At 35.6% G+C, this 17805-nt stretch carries 18 protein-coding genes and 3 pseudogenes; all 21 read right to left on the bottom strand.

The features are described from left to right. Window positions 1–111: 111 nt before the first annotated feature. Entirely contained in the window at window positions 112–1203 is a 1092-nt protein-coding gene (locus RSK81_RS12600; protein ID WP_315687878.1) for an LPXTG cell wall anchor domain-containing protein, read from the bottom strand. 75 nt (window positions 1204–1278) lie between these two features. After that, window positions 1279–3648: a DNA topoisomerase gene (locus RSK81_RS12605; protein ID WP_315687879.1), complete on the bottom strand. Its 2370-nt coding sequence runs from the start codon at window positions 3646–3648 to the stop codon at window positions 1279–1281. 110 nt (window positions 3649–3758) lie between these two features. Then, window positions 3759–4028, bottom strand: coding sequence for a hypothetical protein (locus RSK81_RS12610; RefSeq protein ID WP_315687880.1), 270 nt, complete (start codon window positions 4026–4028; stop codon window positions 3759–3761). 24 nt (window positions 4029–4052) lie between these two features. Beyond that, on the bottom strand, window positions 4053–4475 hold the full coding sequence (locus tag RSK81_RS12615) for a hypothetical protein (RefSeq protein ID WP_315687881.1): 423 nt from the start codon (window positions 4473–4475) through the stop codon (window positions 4053–4055). A 62-nt stretch (window positions 4476–4537) separates the two neighbouring features. Next, the gene (locus tag RSK81_RS12620; RefSeq protein ID WP_315687882.1) at window positions 4538–4966 is read right to left on the bottom strand and encodes a hypothetical protein; all 429 of its coding nucleotides are present in this window, start codon (window positions 4964–4966) and stop codon (window positions 4538–4540) included. A 28-nt stretch (window positions 4967–4994) separates the two neighbouring features. Further along, window positions 4995–5174: a hypothetical protein gene (locus RSK81_RS12625; protein WP_315687884.1), complete on the bottom strand. Its 180-nt coding sequence runs from the start codon at window positions 5172–5174 to the stop codon at window positions 4995–4997. Between the two features lie 81 nt (window positions 5175–5255). Continuing rightward, on the bottom strand, window positions 5256–5921 hold the full coding sequence (locus RSK81_RS12630) for a hypothetical protein (RefSeq protein ID WP_315687885.1): 666 nt from the start codon (window positions 5919–5921) through the stop codon (window positions 5256–5258). A gap of 438 nt (window positions 5922–6359) precedes the next feature. After that, window positions 6360–6818 carry a hypothetical protein gene (locus tag RSK81_RS12635; RefSeq protein WP_315687886.1) on the bottom strand — a complete coding sequence of 153 codons (459 nt, stop codon included), beginning with the start codon at window positions 6816–6818 and terminating at the stop codon, window positions 6360–6362. A 16-nt stretch (window positions 6819–6834) separates the two neighbouring features. Continuing rightward, the gene (locus tag RSK81_RS12640) at window positions 6835–7206 is read right to left on the bottom strand and encodes a hypothetical protein (RefSeq protein WP_315687887.1); all 372 of its coding nucleotides are present in this window, start codon (window positions 7204–7206) and stop codon (window positions 6835–6837) included. A gap of 548 nt (window positions 7207–7754) precedes the next feature. Further along, a complete protein-coding gene (locus RSK81_RS12645; RefSeq protein WP_315687888.1) occupies window positions 7755–8684 on the bottom strand; it encodes a transposase in 930 nt (309 codons plus the stop codon). Window positions 8685–8806: 122 nt separating this feature from the next. Then, window positions 8807–9616 (bottom strand): hypothetical protein, encoded by an 810-nt coding sequence (locus tag RSK81_RS12650; protein ID WP_315687889.1) that lies wholly within the window; start codon window positions 9614–9616, stop codon window positions 8807–8809. A gap of 169 nt (window positions 9617–9785) precedes the next feature. Continuing rightward, window positions 9786–10394, bottom strand: a complete 609-nt coding sequence (locus RSK81_RS12655; RefSeq protein WP_315687890.1) for a hypothetical protein — start codon at window positions 10392–10394, stop codon at window positions 9786–9788. Then, entirely contained in the window at window positions 10381–10929 is a 549-nt protein-coding gene (locus RSK81_RS12660) for a hypothetical protein (protein ID WP_315687892.1), read from the bottom strand. Before RSK81_RS12660 ends, RSK81_RS12655 begins: the two co-directional genes overlap by 14 nt. 87 nt (window positions 10930–11016) lie before the next feature. Further along, a pseudogene (locus RSK81_RS12930) lies at window positions 11017–11595 on the bottom strand (CHAP domain-containing protein); the annotation flags it as partial. Window positions 11596–11706: 111 nt separating this feature from the next. Further along, window positions 11707–12129, bottom strand: a pseudogene (locus RSK81_RS12935) (D-alanyl-D-alanine carboxypeptidase family protein); the annotation flags it as partial. 48 nt (window positions 12130–12177) lie between these two features. Then, a pseudogene (locus RSK81_RS12670) lies at window positions 12178–13005 on the bottom strand (glucosaminidase domain-containing protein); the annotation flags it as partial. Between the two features lie 60 nt (window positions 13006–13065). Continuing rightward, window positions 13066–13461 carry a hypothetical protein gene (locus RSK81_RS12675; protein WP_315687893.1) on the bottom strand — a complete coding sequence of 132 codons (396 nt, stop codon included), beginning with the start codon at window positions 13459–13461 and terminating at the stop codon, window positions 13066–13068. Beyond that, window positions 13461–14147, bottom strand: a complete 687-nt coding sequence (locus tag RSK81_RS12680; RefSeq protein ID WP_315687894.1) for a hypothetical protein — start codon at window positions 14145–14147, stop codon at window positions 13461–13463. The genes RSK81_RS12675 and RSK81_RS12680 overlap by 1 nt, the downstream gene beginning before the upstream one ends. A gap of 55 nt (window positions 14148–14202) precedes the next feature. Continuing rightward, complete coding sequence (locus RSK81_RS12685; RefSeq protein ID WP_315687895.1) at window positions 14203–14367, bottom strand: hypothetical protein; 165 nt, start codon at window positions 14365–14367, stop codon at window positions 14203–14205. 29 nt (window positions 14368–14396) lie between these two features. Beyond that, entirely contained in the window at window positions 14397–16370 is a 1974-nt protein-coding gene (locus RSK81_RS12690) for a hypothetical protein (RefSeq protein ID WP_315687897.1), read from the bottom strand. 16 nt (window positions 16371–16386) lie between these two features. Next, the gene (locus RSK81_RS12695) at window positions 16387–17088 is read right to left on the bottom strand and encodes a hypothetical protein (RefSeq protein WP_315687806.1); all 702 of its coding nucleotides are present in this window, start codon (window positions 17086–17088) and stop codon (window positions 16387–16389) included. Between the last annotated feature and the right edge of the window lie 717 nt (window positions 17089–17805).

The raw sequence follows: 17805 nt of genomic DNA on the forward strand, positions 1-17805 counted from the left end.
GCTCCCCCTATTATATCGTTATTTGTAAATTTTGGGAATGCTATCATAAGAATAATAGTTAATAATATAAAGAAAGAGGCCTTTTCAGACCTCCCACTTTATAAATAACGTTTAGTTTTCCTGTTTCTGCTTCTTAAGTAATAGGAACATTCCTGCCAATGCTACGCCTAATAAAGTTAGGAGAGATGTCTTTTCACCAGTTTCAGGTAATGTCACTTTATCTCCTTTTTTATTTGTGACAGAATATGTACCGTTTGGATTTTTTGTTGCTCCTAAATCAGCTAAATTGGCTTGCTTACCATTTGATAAAGTTGCAACTCCAGATTGGATATTTACAATAGAGGTGCCATCCTGCAATTCTACAGGACTAGCAGGAGAAACAGCTACAACAATGTTGGCACCAGGATCACTTTGATTACTTTGGGCCGCTGAGGATGTCTGTGAGGCAGATTTTTCAGATGAAGTTTGATTTTTAACTTTCTTATTATTTTTGCCAGTGGCAGACGAAGTCCCTGATGATGAGGTTTTATTTCCAATTACAGCAGAAGACGATGCGGATGGATCTGTTACAATTGGAGTTGTTGGAGAAACAGTAGGTTTTGTAGGACTAAGAGCATTTCCATCTGTTGATGGAATCACTGGTGTGGTGGTGTCACTGCCTGTTGTCGGTTTTGTGGGGGTTGTTGGTTTTACTGGTTTGGTATTTCCGTTTGTTGGCGGAATTACCGGAGCGGTGTTGTCGCCACCTGTTGTTGGCTTTGTAGGTGTTGTAGGAGTTGTTGGCTCAGTAGTATTTCCGTTTGTTGGCGGAATTACCGGAGCGGTGTTGTCACCACCTGTCGTTGGGTTTATAGGATTTGTAGGAGTCGTTGGATCAGTAGTATTTCCGTTTGTTGGTGGAATTACCGGAGCAGTGTTGTCACCACCTGTCGTTGGGTTTGTAGGATTTGTAGGAATCGTTGGATCAGTGGTACTTCCATCTGTCGGTGGAATCACTGGTGTAGTAGTGTCACTGCCTGTTGTTGGGTTATTGAGGTTAACTTCTGGCGCTGTAGGTGCTGTTACAGTATTACTGATGTTCTCAGATATTACTGCTGTATCACTCGCTGGTACTTGATCTGCAAATACTGATGATGTTGCATTAGATGTAAGTGCGATTATTGTGGCTGCTGTAGCCATTTTTAAAAACTTAGATTTTGACATGGGAACTTATCTCCTTCATTTTTTATAATACCATTGTAACGTAATTGACCTTAAAAAGTAAATAGTATGATAGATTTAAGATTTTTGAGTTTCAAAAAGAAATTTAGTTGCATAAGTATTGGCTGATAGAATTTTTTCCTTATCCCAAGTTACACGCGCATCGAATAGTTTTTTCTTACCTTTAAATCCTTTAATTAAACGTGTTTGCCCTTTTTCAAGCAGCATTTTCGCATCTTTTTCTGTTAAAGTCTTGTTTGCAATTGTGAGAAAAATAGAGAAATCACAGGTAGGCTCTTCACCATGCTCGTGCTGGTCTTTGCTTACCCAGCTATTCGTACAGTACATGGCCGCAGATTTCTTTTTATCTTTCTCAAAAATACGATAACAAACTTCTCCTTGGCATTTAGGACACTGGCCTACTTCGCCATTTTTCTTCTTTTTGATATCTTCCAACCAATCATTCATAGAACTATAGTCATATGCTCTTACCCACTTACTAAGGTTTGTGAAAAGATTACTGGTTGGGTTATTTACTCCCAGATAACGCTTAATGTTGTTGACAAACGTTTCCTGAGTGTTCTCTAAAGAACTAATTTTACGGAGTGATTGTTCCCATAGGGCTGTTGTTTTAGCATCACAGAGTAATTTTTCTCCCTCGATTGATTGACAAATTAATCTTCCAAGCGGAGTTAAGTGCAATTTGCCTTTTTTTACGCTAACCCAGTTGTATTCTCGAATATGCTTGATAATCTCGGCGCGTGTTGCTTCTGTTCCCAATCCTTCTGTCTCTTTCATTATAGCTCGAAGTTCTTCGTCTTCAAAATCTCGACCAGCAGTTTCCATAGCATCCAAAAGGGTGCCTGAAGTATATAAGGATGGTTTTGAGGTTTTCTTCTCTACTGGATTAAGAGTAGGCTTTACTTTATCTCCCTGTTGGACCTGTATCAATTTCTTTGTATCGATGTCCATCTCATCTATCAAGGCTTCTCGATCCTGCCATAGAATTTTCCATCCAGCATCTTTAGGGACATTTCCGATAGTCTTAAATAATCCGCTGCCTACTTGTGTAATGATAGTCGTTTGTTCATAGGTATATTTCGGCAAAAACATAGCTAAACAACGTTTTACAATCTCAATATAAATAGTTCTTTTTTCCTCTGGCCACTCTCCAAGTTGCTGCATTGTTGGAAATATTTCTGTTGGAGTCAAAGCTGCATGAATTCTGGCTTTCTTATTGCTAACAAAATAGCCATCTGGTTTATCAGGAACATTGATCTTTTCTTTTGGAATATCTAAAATCTTTGCCAATGTTTCTGCAGTAGATATTAGTGTATGATATCGTTCTTTACCAATATGGTTAGAAGATGTTCTAGAATAAGTCACCATCTTATCTATTTCATAAAGCTCTTGAACTATAGCCAAGGTCTGGTCTGGTTCAAGTCCCAGACGTTTATCCATCAATTTTTGCAAGTCACCTAGGCTGAATAATCGAGGAGATCGCGAATGTTTTATGTCGACCTCATGATTGACTATTTTTCCGCTTGAATAATCACCAATAAATCTGGGATTATTAATGAGCTGCTCCCACTGTTTTTTGGTATCAAAATCCCCTTTCCACTTCTTCCCTTTATTTGGTCCTTTTTTTAGGATTATATCCGGAGGAATATATTTTCCTACATAGGTTCCGTTTGGATGTGTAAAGGTCGATTCTAGTTCATAATAAGTCCTGGAGACAAAATTCTCTATCTCTTTTTCTCTCTGATATATAAAAAAGAGAGTTGGGCTGATGATACGACCTACTGAGATTTTCCCTTGTCCCCTTCCAAGGACTAATCCCAATTTTTCTCTTAAAAGAACTGTCAGCAATCTGGAAGCATTCATTCCAATTAACCAGTCAGAATAGGCGCGTGCCTGAGCTTCCAGGGCCATATGATAACGTAGATCGATGGACTGTAAATTTTTAAAACCTTTTCTGACAACTTTTGGATCTAATTCATCAATCCAGAGACTTTTAAAAGTCTTCCCTGGTGCTCCCCATACTCCAGCTAAGCAACATATACTATAAGAGATGTAACAGCCTTCACGATCATTATCTCCCGCCCAAACAATTGTATCTGCATTTTTCAGGAGTTTTTCGACGATTTGATACTGTCGTGCTGGATTCTTATCCATCGATGGTCTGTATTCAAATTTTTCGGGAATAATCGGTAAATTTTCTAAAGACCACTCTTTCCACTCGTCTCTATATTCGTGAGGTTCTTTTAACTCAGTTAAGTGACCGATAGCCCAAGTTATGACAATAGGCTGCCCATCAAAATATGCCGGATTGTAAACCTCAATATATCCTTTTGCACGGGCCATTTTTTCATTTAAATTTGGATTTATAGCCAATCCATTATAATAATCAAATGCTTGGTCTCTTTTTTCAGCTAAAATAACATACATGGCTACAATGTACCATTTTTTTCTACTCCTGCAAAGCCTACCATAGCAAACAAACTTTCGTTTTGGAAGTAATAAAAAAGCCCTTTTAATAATAGGGGCTGTTTAATATTCTAATTATCTAGTTTGAGCCAAATTTCCTGAAATCCTGATACACCATCATAGAATTGAATAGGAATACTTTCCCCTTTTTCCAGATTATTATAATTCTGTAACCAGATAGCTCCATATGGTTCCCCTGGTTCAGGGTCTATACGTTCTTTAGATAATATTCCTTTACCTTGCGTATAGGAAAAGAGTGATGAATTAATTTCAACACTTCCGTTTCTTTTAAATTGTGCTAGCTGAGCTTCTGTAATATAGATGATTTTCTTTTCTATCATGAAATCCCCTCCTTTCTATTTATATTATTCAGTCATTGGCTTAGTTAGAAATAAACTCGTTAGGAAGGCAGATACAATAGTCAAGACTAGACCACTTATTAATACTGAAGGCGCAACATTTCTCTGCAAATAATACGCAGCTGCAGCAGCTAGTAAAGTAAATGCTAATTCTAGATAAAACATCTTCATAAGAAACATTGTCTGCTTCAGTTCAAATACACGTTGCTGATGCACCATTGGCACACTTCCTCTGTAGTCATCTAAAGATATGACATATAAAGGTTCCCTGCCATCTGCCACCATCAATTCGTCAGCATATAACTCAGTTTCATAGATCAGTTCATCTGTTATGCCGTCGACTTGTTCTAAATTTTCATCAACTAAAGCATCAAAGTAGGGATCCATAAATTGATTATCATATTTGCGATTCATCTTCATTTTAAACATTTTTTTCACCTCTCAAAATACATGCTAGCTCTAAAATAAATCAACAAATATCTTTCCTGAAGTCAAGCGGACTCTTTACTTTGTTGCTTTTCCAGAGTTTCTAATTTTTCGATAAATTTTAAATCATACGATTTTTCAGCAATATATCGTATTTTAGTTTCAATATGCTCAATAACTTTTGCCAGTCCAAGATAAGAACCTGACGAACAGATTATATTAATCTCCTCACCAAAAATTTGAGCCTTTCTCAGATCATTGCCTAAAACTAAGAATGTATAATCAGGTTTAAACTTTTCTTCCGGATTATAGGTCTTTCCCAAAACCGAATTAGACAAGTGAATATAGCAACCGTTATCTTTTATTTCAACAGATAGTTCATTGGGGTAAGTTTCTAGATGCTGTTTCAGAAAGTCTAATTCATTTAAAACAGATATTTCAAGTATTTGTTTATTAAAGATTTGGATAGTATTTATCAATTCTTGTTTATTCATATTTTTACTGTATCCTCCATATCTTAGTTCAGTATTCTTTATTTTTATCATCTATGAATATCAGTTCGTATATCTTTGATTTCGATGATTGTTCAAAAGCTATTTTCTGCCATTGCTTTTTAGTAAAACTTACTTTCCAAAGAGGGATGCAATTAAACAAATAAACTCGGCCTTCGTACTTCACTTGTTTTTCTTTTTCTTCTTTCATACCAAATGCCCCTTACGATTTTTTTCTTTTACTCAAACAATTTCTAAAATAGGAACTAAACTTTATTATACCTGGTACGAACTATTGAGTACGGGATTTCCGCCACAGAATGAACCAAGAGACTAGAACGTATAGGAACAATACGCCTGCCAGTATCAAGGTACTGTAAACCAGTCCAAGGTTAATATCTGCCATTAGTTCCTGCGCATTATAGCGGCTGGCATGGTGATTGAGATGGGCAATCACTTGAATAGATGGCATTAGCGTGTATAAGAACAGTAGCAAAATAGAGCCATCGTTGTCTGTCACCAATGCCCCTATACTGAGAATTGGTACTGCAACAGCGATAAGGCCAATTTTTAGAATGTCAAATGGGGCGAATGGAAAGTTGCGTTTGAAAAATTCTATTGCATAAAGATTTAATTCTTCTCTTAGTTTCTCCCACTTTTCTTTAGTTAGGTAGTTTTCTTCCACTTCATAAGAAGTTATATCCTTTACAGTATATTGTAACCCCTTATGTACTGTTACTCCCAACGCTTCACCTCTGATACTTAAATTCCTTGCATATACAGCTGAACCAGTATCAAATATGTAGTTGAAAAAGAAAAATAAGTAGAACACAGCTAGAATAACTATACCTATAACGATTTGCTTCGGTTTCCCACTAAAAACCAAAAACAAGGCATGAATATTGGTTGCTACTAGAAACAATTTTATTAAAATATGAAACGTTTTTTTGTTAAACATTATTACTTCCACTCCCTCACCGCATGACAACTAAATATAGCCAGCCAATAACAGAAATAATAACTAAAGCCAACATGTCAAGGAGACAAATTAATAAAACGAACAACAATATAAATTGTATCAGTATTTGTTTAGCAACTTCAAAATTAGCTATCAAAACTAAAATTTGACTGTAAAGAAATAACAATATTGGAGCACAGATTAACGGTACAACTATAACTAAACTACACAAAAGGAATCTTTTTGATAGCCTTTGATATTCATTTTTAGGAAAAAGAATGCTTGTTGTAATTGATTTTAAGTGATTCTTTTTTATAAAAAAATAGTAAAACAATATTGACATTTTTATCTACGTTATCCTCTCTTCAAAATTCCTGCGTACTGATTCACTCAGCTCGCTCAGGTTTTTTTGAATCAGTCCAGTGTCTGCTAAACGCTCTAATCGTGCGTATCAGCATACTTTACTAGTTTGTCAAATGTAGCGTAGCTGATGCGCTTGAAATCATCTTTTATTTTGTAAAGTGTGTCTCTGGTCACACCTGCTTCTTGACTAATTTTGTGGAAAGTCAAGCCACTGTCAGACAACAACCATTCAATTTTCTCTTTGCCCTCTTTGGCAATATGAGAATATTTAGTCAGTTTGACAATTGTTTTGAAGTTTGCATCCTCTATCTTTCTCTCCTTTTTCGTATAAAGAGAGAGATTAGGCTGTGTCAAACCCGTCATCTTAGCTATAAAATTGGTTCGGAAAGTTGTTAGGAACCATTTTACAGACTGCAAGTCTACCTCCATTTCCTTATTTTGTGTACCAAATCCAGACTTGATAATTTGAGCATTGTTAACAATGCCTGCTGGCATTGACTGGTTCGGAAAGTTGTGTCGAAAATCTGTTTCCATATCATTTCTCCTTTTATTACCTTTTGTATTTATTATATACTTTAAAATATAATTTATCAATGGTTTTGGAAAAAATATTAAAAACCTTTAACACCTCCGATAGCAGGGCTAGGGACACGCGCAGCATTGGAGTGTTTAGCTGATTTAACTGATTATCTTCACAATTCTCTAACGCTCGAATTATCTTGATGTGCATTTTAATTTCTTTTCTGCGCTCTAGTAGAATAACTTTTTCTAACGTTGTTAAGGATAAGACGAACCCAGACGTTAAAACAAGTTGATGTACCTGGTAAGTCTTTTTACGACAACTCACGTCTATGACCAACCAGTGCTCTAAACCGTATTCTGTTTCTTGGATTCGTTTGATTTGGATCTTTTCAATTTTCATTCTTTTTTTCCTCCTATTTTTATTATTCGCAAAAACATGAAAAAAAGAGCTGCCCTAAGGTCAGCTCTTATAATTGCTAGTACTTTTTATTTTTCAGTTTCATTAATAATAATTCTTATTAAATTGATAATGAAAAATATAAGAAGAGAAATTATTTGTTCTTTACATCTTGCAATCAGCATCCCTTCTATAAGTGTCAGAACTTCCTCACAAATAGATTTCTTTTGATTGCTGGATAAAGAATAGTAAAACATTGTAATTTTTTTAATAATTATAAGAATATACATAAGAATGGACCTTTCTTTTTTTTATTTAATGAAACTCAATTTTGTAACATCAGAGATGCAAAATTAAGTTTACAAATACTATTATAAAACAAAAAAAACATATAAATATTAGTAGAGAAAATGATAAAAAGGACCTGGCCGAAACCAAGTCCCATTCAATAATAAGGGGTTATATGAGCCACATCAACATTGTACTAATGTTGAGCTTTTGAAAAAAGTAGATTAAAACTTTTACTAAGGACAGCCCCTGCCCTTTTTTAATCAATTTAGCAAAGATCCACGTTTTAAAATTCGTTTGGCTAGCTCATTTAGATCATAAGCGCCTTCTAATCGTGCCTGGTTACTATGAAGTGGAGCAATAAGAATTAACTTCTTACCAGCCCAGGAGCATTTATAGGTCAGCATGGCCTTAAATAGATACCAACTAGGATTAGTGAGTTGTCGATCCCCTGTTGTGATATTTTTAAAATCTTCCATGACTATTAGATCGTAATCCCTAACTAATTTTGTTGTTAGTTTATGCAAATAATCTCTATGCCTATTTTCTTCCTTATCCTCATAAGGCCCTTGCATATGATATGTATTTTTAAAGTTCTCCAAAACAGTCCCATTAGATAGCACTGCCAATTCAGCTCCACTAAAAGCTATACCTATACTTTTCCCTGTTCTTGGCAATGGTGGCCTATCAGGAACTTCTAATTGTAAACCTAGATAGTATTTTCCATGACTTAAGGATACAGTGTATCGTTTGATTTTTCCTTTTATTTGATTGGTATCAGAGCACTTTATAACACCTACCTTTGGAATTTTGATATATCGTTTCTTAAGTATTATGAGACGCGATTTCCCTGTGTAAGATTTCTTTGGGAAATTTTTAGATTTGAAACGCGGCTTACTGAAGTATTTAGGATTTGTAAAAGCACTTCGCCATGCTTTCACTAAGTTTTCGTTATCTACTTGAAGGCTTGAGCTATCACTATCTTTTAAAAAGGGATATTCTTTCTTTAAGAAAGGTAATAAGTTATTCAACGCAAAACCGTTTAATAACTTCAATTTAGGATTGTTGCTATATCTCTTTTTCGTCATATCCAACATAATATTCCAAAGGAAACGTGAGTTTTCAAACATCTTGGAAAAAATAGCCTTTTGTTTATTATTAGGATATAACTGAAGTTTAATCCCCTCTATCAAAGCATCGCCTCCTTTTTAATAATAGCAGATATAAATAGTATAACAAAATAGCGCCATAATTCATATGGTATGATAAAAAAAGAACCTGATTATTCAATCAGGAACTAAAATCCTAAACAATGTTAGTGTTCAGACGTAGCTTCTTCGATTTGTTGAAATTTTAGATAATCCCATGTCGCTTGCATAAATTGAAAATCTGGTTTGTAATCATAAGGTGCTTCATATTCCGATCCTCTATTTATTTTAAACGTAAATAACCCTTTAATTGTAGTTCTGTTTCTATGGAAGATATCATCATAAGATATAACTAATTCAATTGAGACAGAATTCTCCCAAGAGTCTCCTTTTAAAAACATATGTTCAGGAACGGAAATATTAAACACAACCGATTCACCTACTAAAATCTCTCCTAGAGAAACAGGAAAAGAAGTACTAAAATCTAAGTGACTATCTTCATCCCAGCTAGCATTCTTTACATATGCAGCATCCAAATATACGTTAGTAGCCTCTCCTCTTCCCTTATTTTTTAATACTATTTTAAACTTTCTGAAGTTTCCATTTCCATTATAACCATAATTTGAACCATCAAGCCCTGGAAAAGAAATTCTTAATTCTTCTTCGCCTATTAGTTCAATATCATCTAGTTTTTGGGTTCCCCTTTTTACCTCAATAATTTTTAAAATTGGCCTGTACTTCACATCATCATCTTTTCTAGCTTGTTTTGATTGATAGTCCAATGTGATAACTAAACCGATTAATGTTATGAGTGCCCCCAGAACAGCACCATAGAAAGATAGTAAATCCCCTGCAGTCCACTCGGCAGCTAACAAACGTATAGAGCCAATTTTAAAGGATAGATTTATAAGTAATGGTATTACAAACAAAATAACAATAGCAATAATAATAATTTTTGGTAAATCCTTATTTTTCATAGCAACAAAATTCCTTTTCCATTTTGTTATGTATTCTTTACTAACAATTTTATCATATTATCTTCGATTTTAAGTAACTCTACTCGATTCGCTTCATAAGCACTATAACAAAAAAGAGAAAACGAAAAATCATTTTCTCACTATCTCAAATTTCTTGAAAGTTATATTTTTATCCAAAACTAGCTCCAACTTCCCCTCCATGATATGAGACGAGTTGAAGTTGTTTTGCGTAAATGTTATAATTTCCAACAAAATAACAACTATTTTTCCCATCAGCTTTTAATTTGCATATAAACTGAACGACATCACCATTTTTAGATTTGTAAGCCTCAACTTGGGTAGGTTCTACAGAATATTTATTGACGGTAATAGCTATCCAGAAAGTTTGGACCATTGGCCCATCTGTCATTAAAAGCCTATTATCATAATCTCCTTTCAGCTTATTAATATCCTTGTTTTCATTCACATATTTTTGAGCTGCTTCCATAGCCTCTGCTACTTCAGATCGAATATTTTCATCTGCAGGTTCGTTTGGTTTCTCAAGAGAGTTGAGAACTTTTCGATGGTTCTTATCATCTTCTGAAAGCTCTGATGATGCTTCTACTGATGATGCTGTAGAAGACGACGAAACTTTTTCTGTTTCACTCGATGGTTGAATAACAGGTTTCTCTGTTTCTTTTTTTCGAGTAAAAACGTAGACAGATAAGCTTCCGATTACTAACAATGTAACTAAAGAAAAGGCAATTACTATCTTTTTCCTCTTTTTATTCATTCTCATTAGTCTTTCCTTCCTTTTGTTTTAAAACAACTGCTCTTTGTAAGGAACGCAAATTTCGTAGCTTCATATTTTCTAAAGCAGCTATATCGCTTCTGATTTTATCAATAGTCTGTCGAGAGAGATTGGCTGTTTTCGCAATCCACGCGCTATCCGTGTTCATATCAAACAATAATCGTTTAATAGATGCAATATCAACAATATCATATTTATGATATTCAATTCCAAGAGCTTCCGTTATTTCTTTAGTTAATTTTTGAAAGAGCCTTTGGAGATATGTGCTGCTAACACTGCGCTTAGCAACGATCTTGTTATCTTTTTCCAATCGTAGCTCTACTTCAAAGTTATCTGGCAGAAAAAATAGATAATAATCCTCTTTATATGGAACTGCTGCTCTAACAAAACTCGAAGGCAACCAAAAGAAATATCCTTCGTATTCGCTATATTTGGGGGTTGAAATTTTAAAGGCTTTTTTCTTTTGTAACATTAAAAGTTCTTTTGGAAAATAGCCTTTTTTCCAATCACGCTTACCATCCATCACGTTACCTCCTGTCGCTATAACTTTATTATATTATCTCAAAAAGAAAATGGAATTTCAAACTCTTTGGAAAGCCTTCTTAATTAATTATAATTTTCCCTTGAAATTAGGTTGTTTATCATCTGGATAAGCATAAGTCGTAATTTCCGCTTTCTGTTGTTCCGGAGTCCAAATTCTATAATTCCAAGTGTAAGGCTGGTGGAATAGATCCCATCCACTCATAGGAGTATTTTGCTCTACAATTAATATAGAACCGTTTTCAAAAACATGACAGACAATTCCGGTGTGTCCATTTCCGCCACCTCCATTTTGAGTTGCGAAGATAGCTCCTTTTTTAGGAGAGTTTTTTACCCCATTCCCAAAAATAGCAGCCCATGCATTAGCCATATCTTTACCATTACCCGATACACCTCCAGTATGCCCCCAAATTTTATTGGCCATACTAACAGTTAAATTTACACACTGACCATCTAATAACAGAGTTCCAGTGACATTCCAACCTGTAGAAGCTGCATATTCCATCCCTAGGCTTTTGGGATCAATGATGTATTGTTTCAAGCTATCAGGAACCTCATCAGGTTTATATCCCCAAGCAGTTGCATCAGTAGGGACTGTACCTGTGCCATCAGCTTTTCCACTACTACTAGAATCATCATCTGCACAGTCATTTTCTGTTTCGTCGGATGACGTAGCTCCTTCTTCATTTAATTTTTTAATATAGTCTTCAAAAGAGATATTTTTCTCAGTGATATATTTGGCACTTGCTTTACCAACGTAACGAAAATGCCAGTCTTCATTACCAATACCTGTACTAGATTTATATTCTTCTTTAAAGTGTCGAATAAAACCATAATCTGCTGCAATCTTTTCAAGTGTAGCACCGTCTGTTGGACTCATCTGATTTAAAGCATCTACAGTCGAGATATCAATTGCAAGCCCTGTTTGGTGCTCAGAAGCACCTGCTGGTTGAGAATATTCTTGGGTAAATTTTTCTGCTTCTTCATAAGAGATCCCACGTTCTGCCATTTCCTGTCTAACGTACCTATCGTAAAGACCACGTTGTGTTTCAACACTACGATAACCAGAAATCAAATGGAACGAAGGGTTACTTTCTCTTGCTTTAGCTAAAAACTGTGCAGTAGCATCCTTGATTCTAGCATCTACTTGAATATTTTCAACAGTTGCCAGACTAGGATTCATTTCCTCTTTTTTATTATCTCGATTTACCAGAACTAGCTCCCAGGCAGTAGTTGATACACCATCTGGTAAATCTGATTTCTTTTTCTTGCTGTCAGAATTTCCACTATTTTTACTATCTTGAGAGGCACTAGCTGTTTGTTTATAGGGGGAACTACCATATTTAGCAATAGCCTCTTTATCTAGCCACTCGTATTGCCGGCCAAAATTGTTATATGCGGCTATCAGTTTAGATTTGTAGCTAGTATCAGTGGCCCAGCCACCATCTGCAATAGCACTAAGAGTTGATATGCCATCGGTATTATTAATAGCACCAGTGTAGAGAGTCTGATGGGCCATAAACTCGGCTTTTGCGACAATTCCTGCATCATAGCTTGAGAACCAAGCATATGCTCCCCCAGTTCCATCTCCGACATTTGCTCCTGGCTTTGAGCCAGTCAAATCGACACTATCCTCACCATATTTAGCAATGGTAACTGGGAAGTCGCTTTTTTTTGATGTTTTCACACCACCCATATTATGAGCTTGCCAGAAGGAGGTCCCATTAGGATTAGTGAAGTTAAAGCCATTTTCTATCATCGTCTGAGTGATAGAAGCAGACGGTAGGAAACCACCTGCTTTCCAAGACTCAATGTAGGCTTCTTTATGTTCATTGATGAAAGCTTCAACTGAAGCATAGGCAGAAGATGGACTCTCCGTACTATTTGCTTTTGCTTCAGTACCATCTGTATTGGTCACGACATCTTCAGAACCACAACCAGCTGAAACATTTGCGGAAGTAGCACTGACAATAAACATGATAACGACCATAATAAAAAATAAGGTTAACAGCAAAGGTACTACTATAAGAAGCACCTTTGTCAAAAGAAGTTTTTTAATTTTCTTTTTGACACTTTTCTTAGCCATATTCCTTAAGGCCATAATTCCTCCTTCGTTTAGTTAAAGTTGTGATAAAAGATACATGATAAAAGAGACAATTACCAAAACAACAACTGTAGCAGATAATTTCACTAAAAAAGCGTCATTTCTCAAATTTTGTTGTTTCCGTAGCCAGTGATTGTCTTTATCCTTGTAGTATTCCTTTTGAAAAGACACATTATCTCGATAATCATTAATTGGAGCCTGGTAAATAGATTTTACTTTAGCTACCCATCCATTAGTTCGACGTTTCTCATTTTCAATTTCTTCCTCGTCGAGTTCTCCGTAGTGAGTGTTGTAGTAGTCCTCATAGCTATCTTCGGATTCTTCATCACGGTAAAATGTCTCCCCTGCTTCTTCTTGAGGAGACACTTCTTGCTGCGCGTGTTCACGATTTTTTAATTCATCTTCTGTCATTATTTAACACTCCTTTGAGGGAACCATCGCTTCCTTTGTGGAGCGATATATAACTCATCAGTAACAGTTGTTGTCCCAAAAATACCCTTAATTTTAAATGTTCTGGTCAGAGTACGTTCAGGAAGATTTGTTCGATAATCTTTATATCTGGTATCTACTTGTTTGACTAACTCAAAATCTTCAACCTCAATGAGATCTAGCAGACGATAAGCGGCTTGGTACTGCTTGTATTTTGTTTTGTTTGCCAGGCGATGACTGTAGAGTGGAGAATACTCCTTAGAAAACATAGCCACAACATTAACAACATGTTGACGATGTTTCTTTTCCATTTGATAAATAATATAAGCCATCAAGAAAAATAAGCTGGCCGTTATCCCAAATTCAGTTGTAACAATAGAAGGCAAGGAGCCGATAGCAAAAGCCACCGCTGCCCTATCCTTCTTGCCCCGAATTAGTTGATAAATAGCAGTAAGGATACCAAAGAAGAGATAGGGCGAAAACGCCATAGCTGCCATAAAAAATCCATACTGAGCTATCATCATATAATAATGAAGACTATAAGCCAGTAAAGCCCCTACACTAGAGGCAACAATACCTGCAAATGCAAGAAATCTTAAAATTTTCAAGCCTTTTGTCCCATACATAAAAGCATTTATCTGGAATGATAATGTCATTAAAGCACCCATATTAGATTCTTTCCCCTTTCTGTACTTTTAATCCACTACGAACTTTATAATCAATCTAATCATCTGATACCTTCCTTACATGATATCCAACTGTAATTATCAGCTCCTTATCATCTAGAGGTACGCCAATTTCTACTTCATCAGCCTTGTTGATTCTGAGAATTTCTAAAAGCTCTCTCATTGTTTTATCTAACCAGTCATCCGTTGTCGTTGGCATCATTTTTCTCCTTTTTCTTCAAAAATGGAAAATTAATCCAGACTGCTATATCTCTCTTCTTCAGAGTAGACCATCCCCCAAACATCTACATCGTCATATGACGCTAGCTGTTGGGAGAACATCAAATTTTTATAGCTTGCAATATTCAAGAAGAATTGCCCACGTCGTAAATATTTGAGACCTTCTAACTCAGAAGGCGTCATTTCACCTTGTAGAGCATTGGCAAGAAGGGGGAGTGTTACTTCATCTACTTGTGCAAACAAGCGATAACGAAACGAAGCAAATACTTTACGTGTGGCCAGAATGTAAGGATCAGCTGTTTTTGTATTGCTGGAAAGTAAGATATTTTGTAAATCAGACATTTCCATAATTACAGCAGCATAGCTAGAACTGATTTTATTAATCATACGAGAAAGAAAATCCAAAGACTTAGAAAACTCTTGATTGAAAAGTTTTTCTGCTCCTGTAATTGTGATAATACAATGCGTCATCTGGTCTTTTTCTAAATTAGTGCCCTCGATAACTTTTTGACTATTTTTCTTGCCATTAATAATCGCATAGGAAGTCACTAAACTTAGAACCTGGTACAGCTGAATATTAAGTAGTGTTTGATCGTTGATACCTGATAAGTCAAATGTCACCACCGCTTCATCTGATAGGTCCTCGAATTCGGATATATCATCTAAAAAGCGATAATCATTAAAGAGAGACATGAAAGCATCTCGAAGACGTTTATAACTCTGTGCTTTGTCATCTTCTCCTTGGCGCTGTGCGGTTGAATATTCTGTATTCAATGCTTCGACTAGAGTTTTAAGGGTAGGGTAGTCTTCTGGTACAACATCTGTGGTATGTAGTAACCCTTCTGCAGCTAAACTTTCTGCTTTTGGTGACCATAATCCTAATTGAGTATACAATTCATTGATTGTAGTTCCCAAATCATTCAAATCTGACTCTGATAAAGCCGGATTTTTCATTTGAGCAAAAGCCTTAAGTTTCTCTCGATGATCACGGAAAGATTCGATTTGATCGTCTTCAAAGTTATCATCTGTTTTGGTAGCAACTACTTCCATCATGTTGAGGTGGTTCTCATTATGCCCGCCATACATTCGGATAACCTTCCCACCCTGTGCTTCAGTAAGATTGCCTAGACTACCATTAATATCAATATTGAAAATTCTATGGCCCTTAGCAAATAGAGCGTCCAAGTATTTTCCTAAAAATTTTTCTTTGCCTGTCTTACTTCGGCCAGCAATTAACATGGTTGGTGTATTTCGAACATCATCTTCCTGCAGCAAGTCAAAATTAACTGCTCCTCCAGTTCGTGTTTCTCCAAGGTAAACTCCGTGAGGATCCATTAAAGAAGTATGGTTAAATGGATAACCTGCACCCAGGTCCAGAACTGATGCAGCTTGCCCACGTCGACGTGTCATTAACCCTTTTTGCCGGCTAGCTGGAACAAAAGCAGAATGGAATTCAATGTCTTGCATTCCGTCATTTGCAGAGATATTGAATTGAGAAAGTTGAGCTTTAATATTTTTTTCAGTAGTTCTTAATTCCTTTTCAGTATCCCCTGTAATGTGAAAAAAGGACCAGATTAGTTTACTTGGGATATTATTTCCTAAACGAGCACGAAAATCAAGAAGTGATTGGATTCTAGCCTGGTCATCAATATCTTCGGTTGATTTTCGATTCTGTGTACTTAGCATATTTGAAATTGCGTTAGTTGCTGTTTCACTAAGTTCTTGATTTGAAGCATGCTGAACGGCCACAAAAGAGTTAACCCCCTCCAGCAACATTAAGTCACCCATCCAAAAATTTCGTAGTCCTGACTCTGGGTAACGATCATAAGGAATGTGCAAAACCTTATGATAGCCATCCCCTTGCTTCCAATAGCTATCATTTTCTTTAAAATTGAGATTGCCACTTGGCTGAATCCTACTAATAAAATTCAGATCATATCCTTTTTGGATAAGTTTTTTAACCTGACGTTTCGTCAACATTGACATAAGTTTTTTCCTTTCTTTAGACCACTTCATTATAATTGTAGTATTGTTTCAAGATTTGCTCCTTCTTTTCTACACTTACAATATGAGGGGTAAATAGATAACTTGCTTCCTGGGCAATTCGAGTATTGTTTTCCAGTTCTTCCAAAGTATCTCCAAAAATCCAAACAAAAAATTCCGTGTTATACTGTCTAGCCGCAACTATTTCAAGCTTAACAATATTTTGAATCAGGATATCCTGTCTCTGTCTTAGTTGCATTCTTTTTCGTTCATCAAGAACTGTTAATCCTAGCTCATTACGAACGTCATTTAAGATTCGTATTAAATCTTCTATTTGTTCTCTGGTATTTGTAGGAAGGGTGGTAGTCTGTAGGCCAAAGTCAAACGGAGTTCCCGCTAACCATTGAGTGTAACCTGCAATGACTTCAGCTTGTTCTTGATTGGATAAAGAAGCAATATCATTTCCGTAAATCTCCATGATTTGCAGATAGCCTGAATAGCCGTTTGCTAATTCAATAGGTTGATTTCTAACACTATGGAGAATTTTCTTTACATCAATTTCTTCTACGGTTGATAGAAACTCTTTCTTTTCCCAATCTTTATCATATTCAAACTTAAAGCCTTGGTGCTCATCTAAATTTAACTGAGCTGTCTTCGGCTGCCCAATTTCTGTAGATTTATTTTTCTTATTTCCATTATTTAAAGCATCAATGATCCCCATCAAAAAACTCCTTATGTTTTTGTATTATTGCTTTATTATATCGTAATTCGTAAAAATTGGTAGGGTATGATACTAGGTTCTTTTGGAGACAAAAATTAGCTTCCAATACAGTTGAAATTTATATAAGATTTTGCTATAGTCAAATTATAAAGTGAAAAGGCAACACTTTTCTATACAAAATTTATAAAGTGTTTTTTGTTAAGAGCTGATTCGCTTAGCGATTGGGGTGAAGATCAACGATTTGTTGTTTGAAGTCATCTGTGAAGTGACGGCGAGTTTTTCTGGACATATTGTTCTCCTCTTTTCTTTAGTGTAACCGATTCATTTGTAGAAATTTTTTTAGAAAGGAATTTTAATGTTAACAATTCTCTATTTTCTCTTACTAAAATATACCAAGCTTTCCCACTACAATCTTCTAAATTTTTTGGGAGGGTACTTCAAGTTGGGAATGTCTTCTCTTTCACCATGGGACTCCACATGTAAATCAGCAGTAATAGATTTATTAGGGGGATATATTCATGCTTTCAGTATTATGTATATTCTAGTTAGCTTGAATAAACTAATTTACTCATCTCTTTTTTGGGGGATACGTCTATTTTTGTTATTTGATATTTTAGTTGTATCTGTGACTTTTGCTTTGGTTATATTTATTCTTCCGATGTATAAATTGTATAAGGAAGCCTATAAGTTTGATAGTTCAGAGAAAAACTAAAGAGG

The sequence above is a fragment of the Streptococcus sp. DTU_2020_1000888_1_SI_GRL_NUU_041A genome (assembly GCF_032387735.1).
GTDB lineage: Bacteria > Bacillota > Bacilli > Lactobacillales > Streptococcaceae > Streptococcus > Streptococcus sanguinis.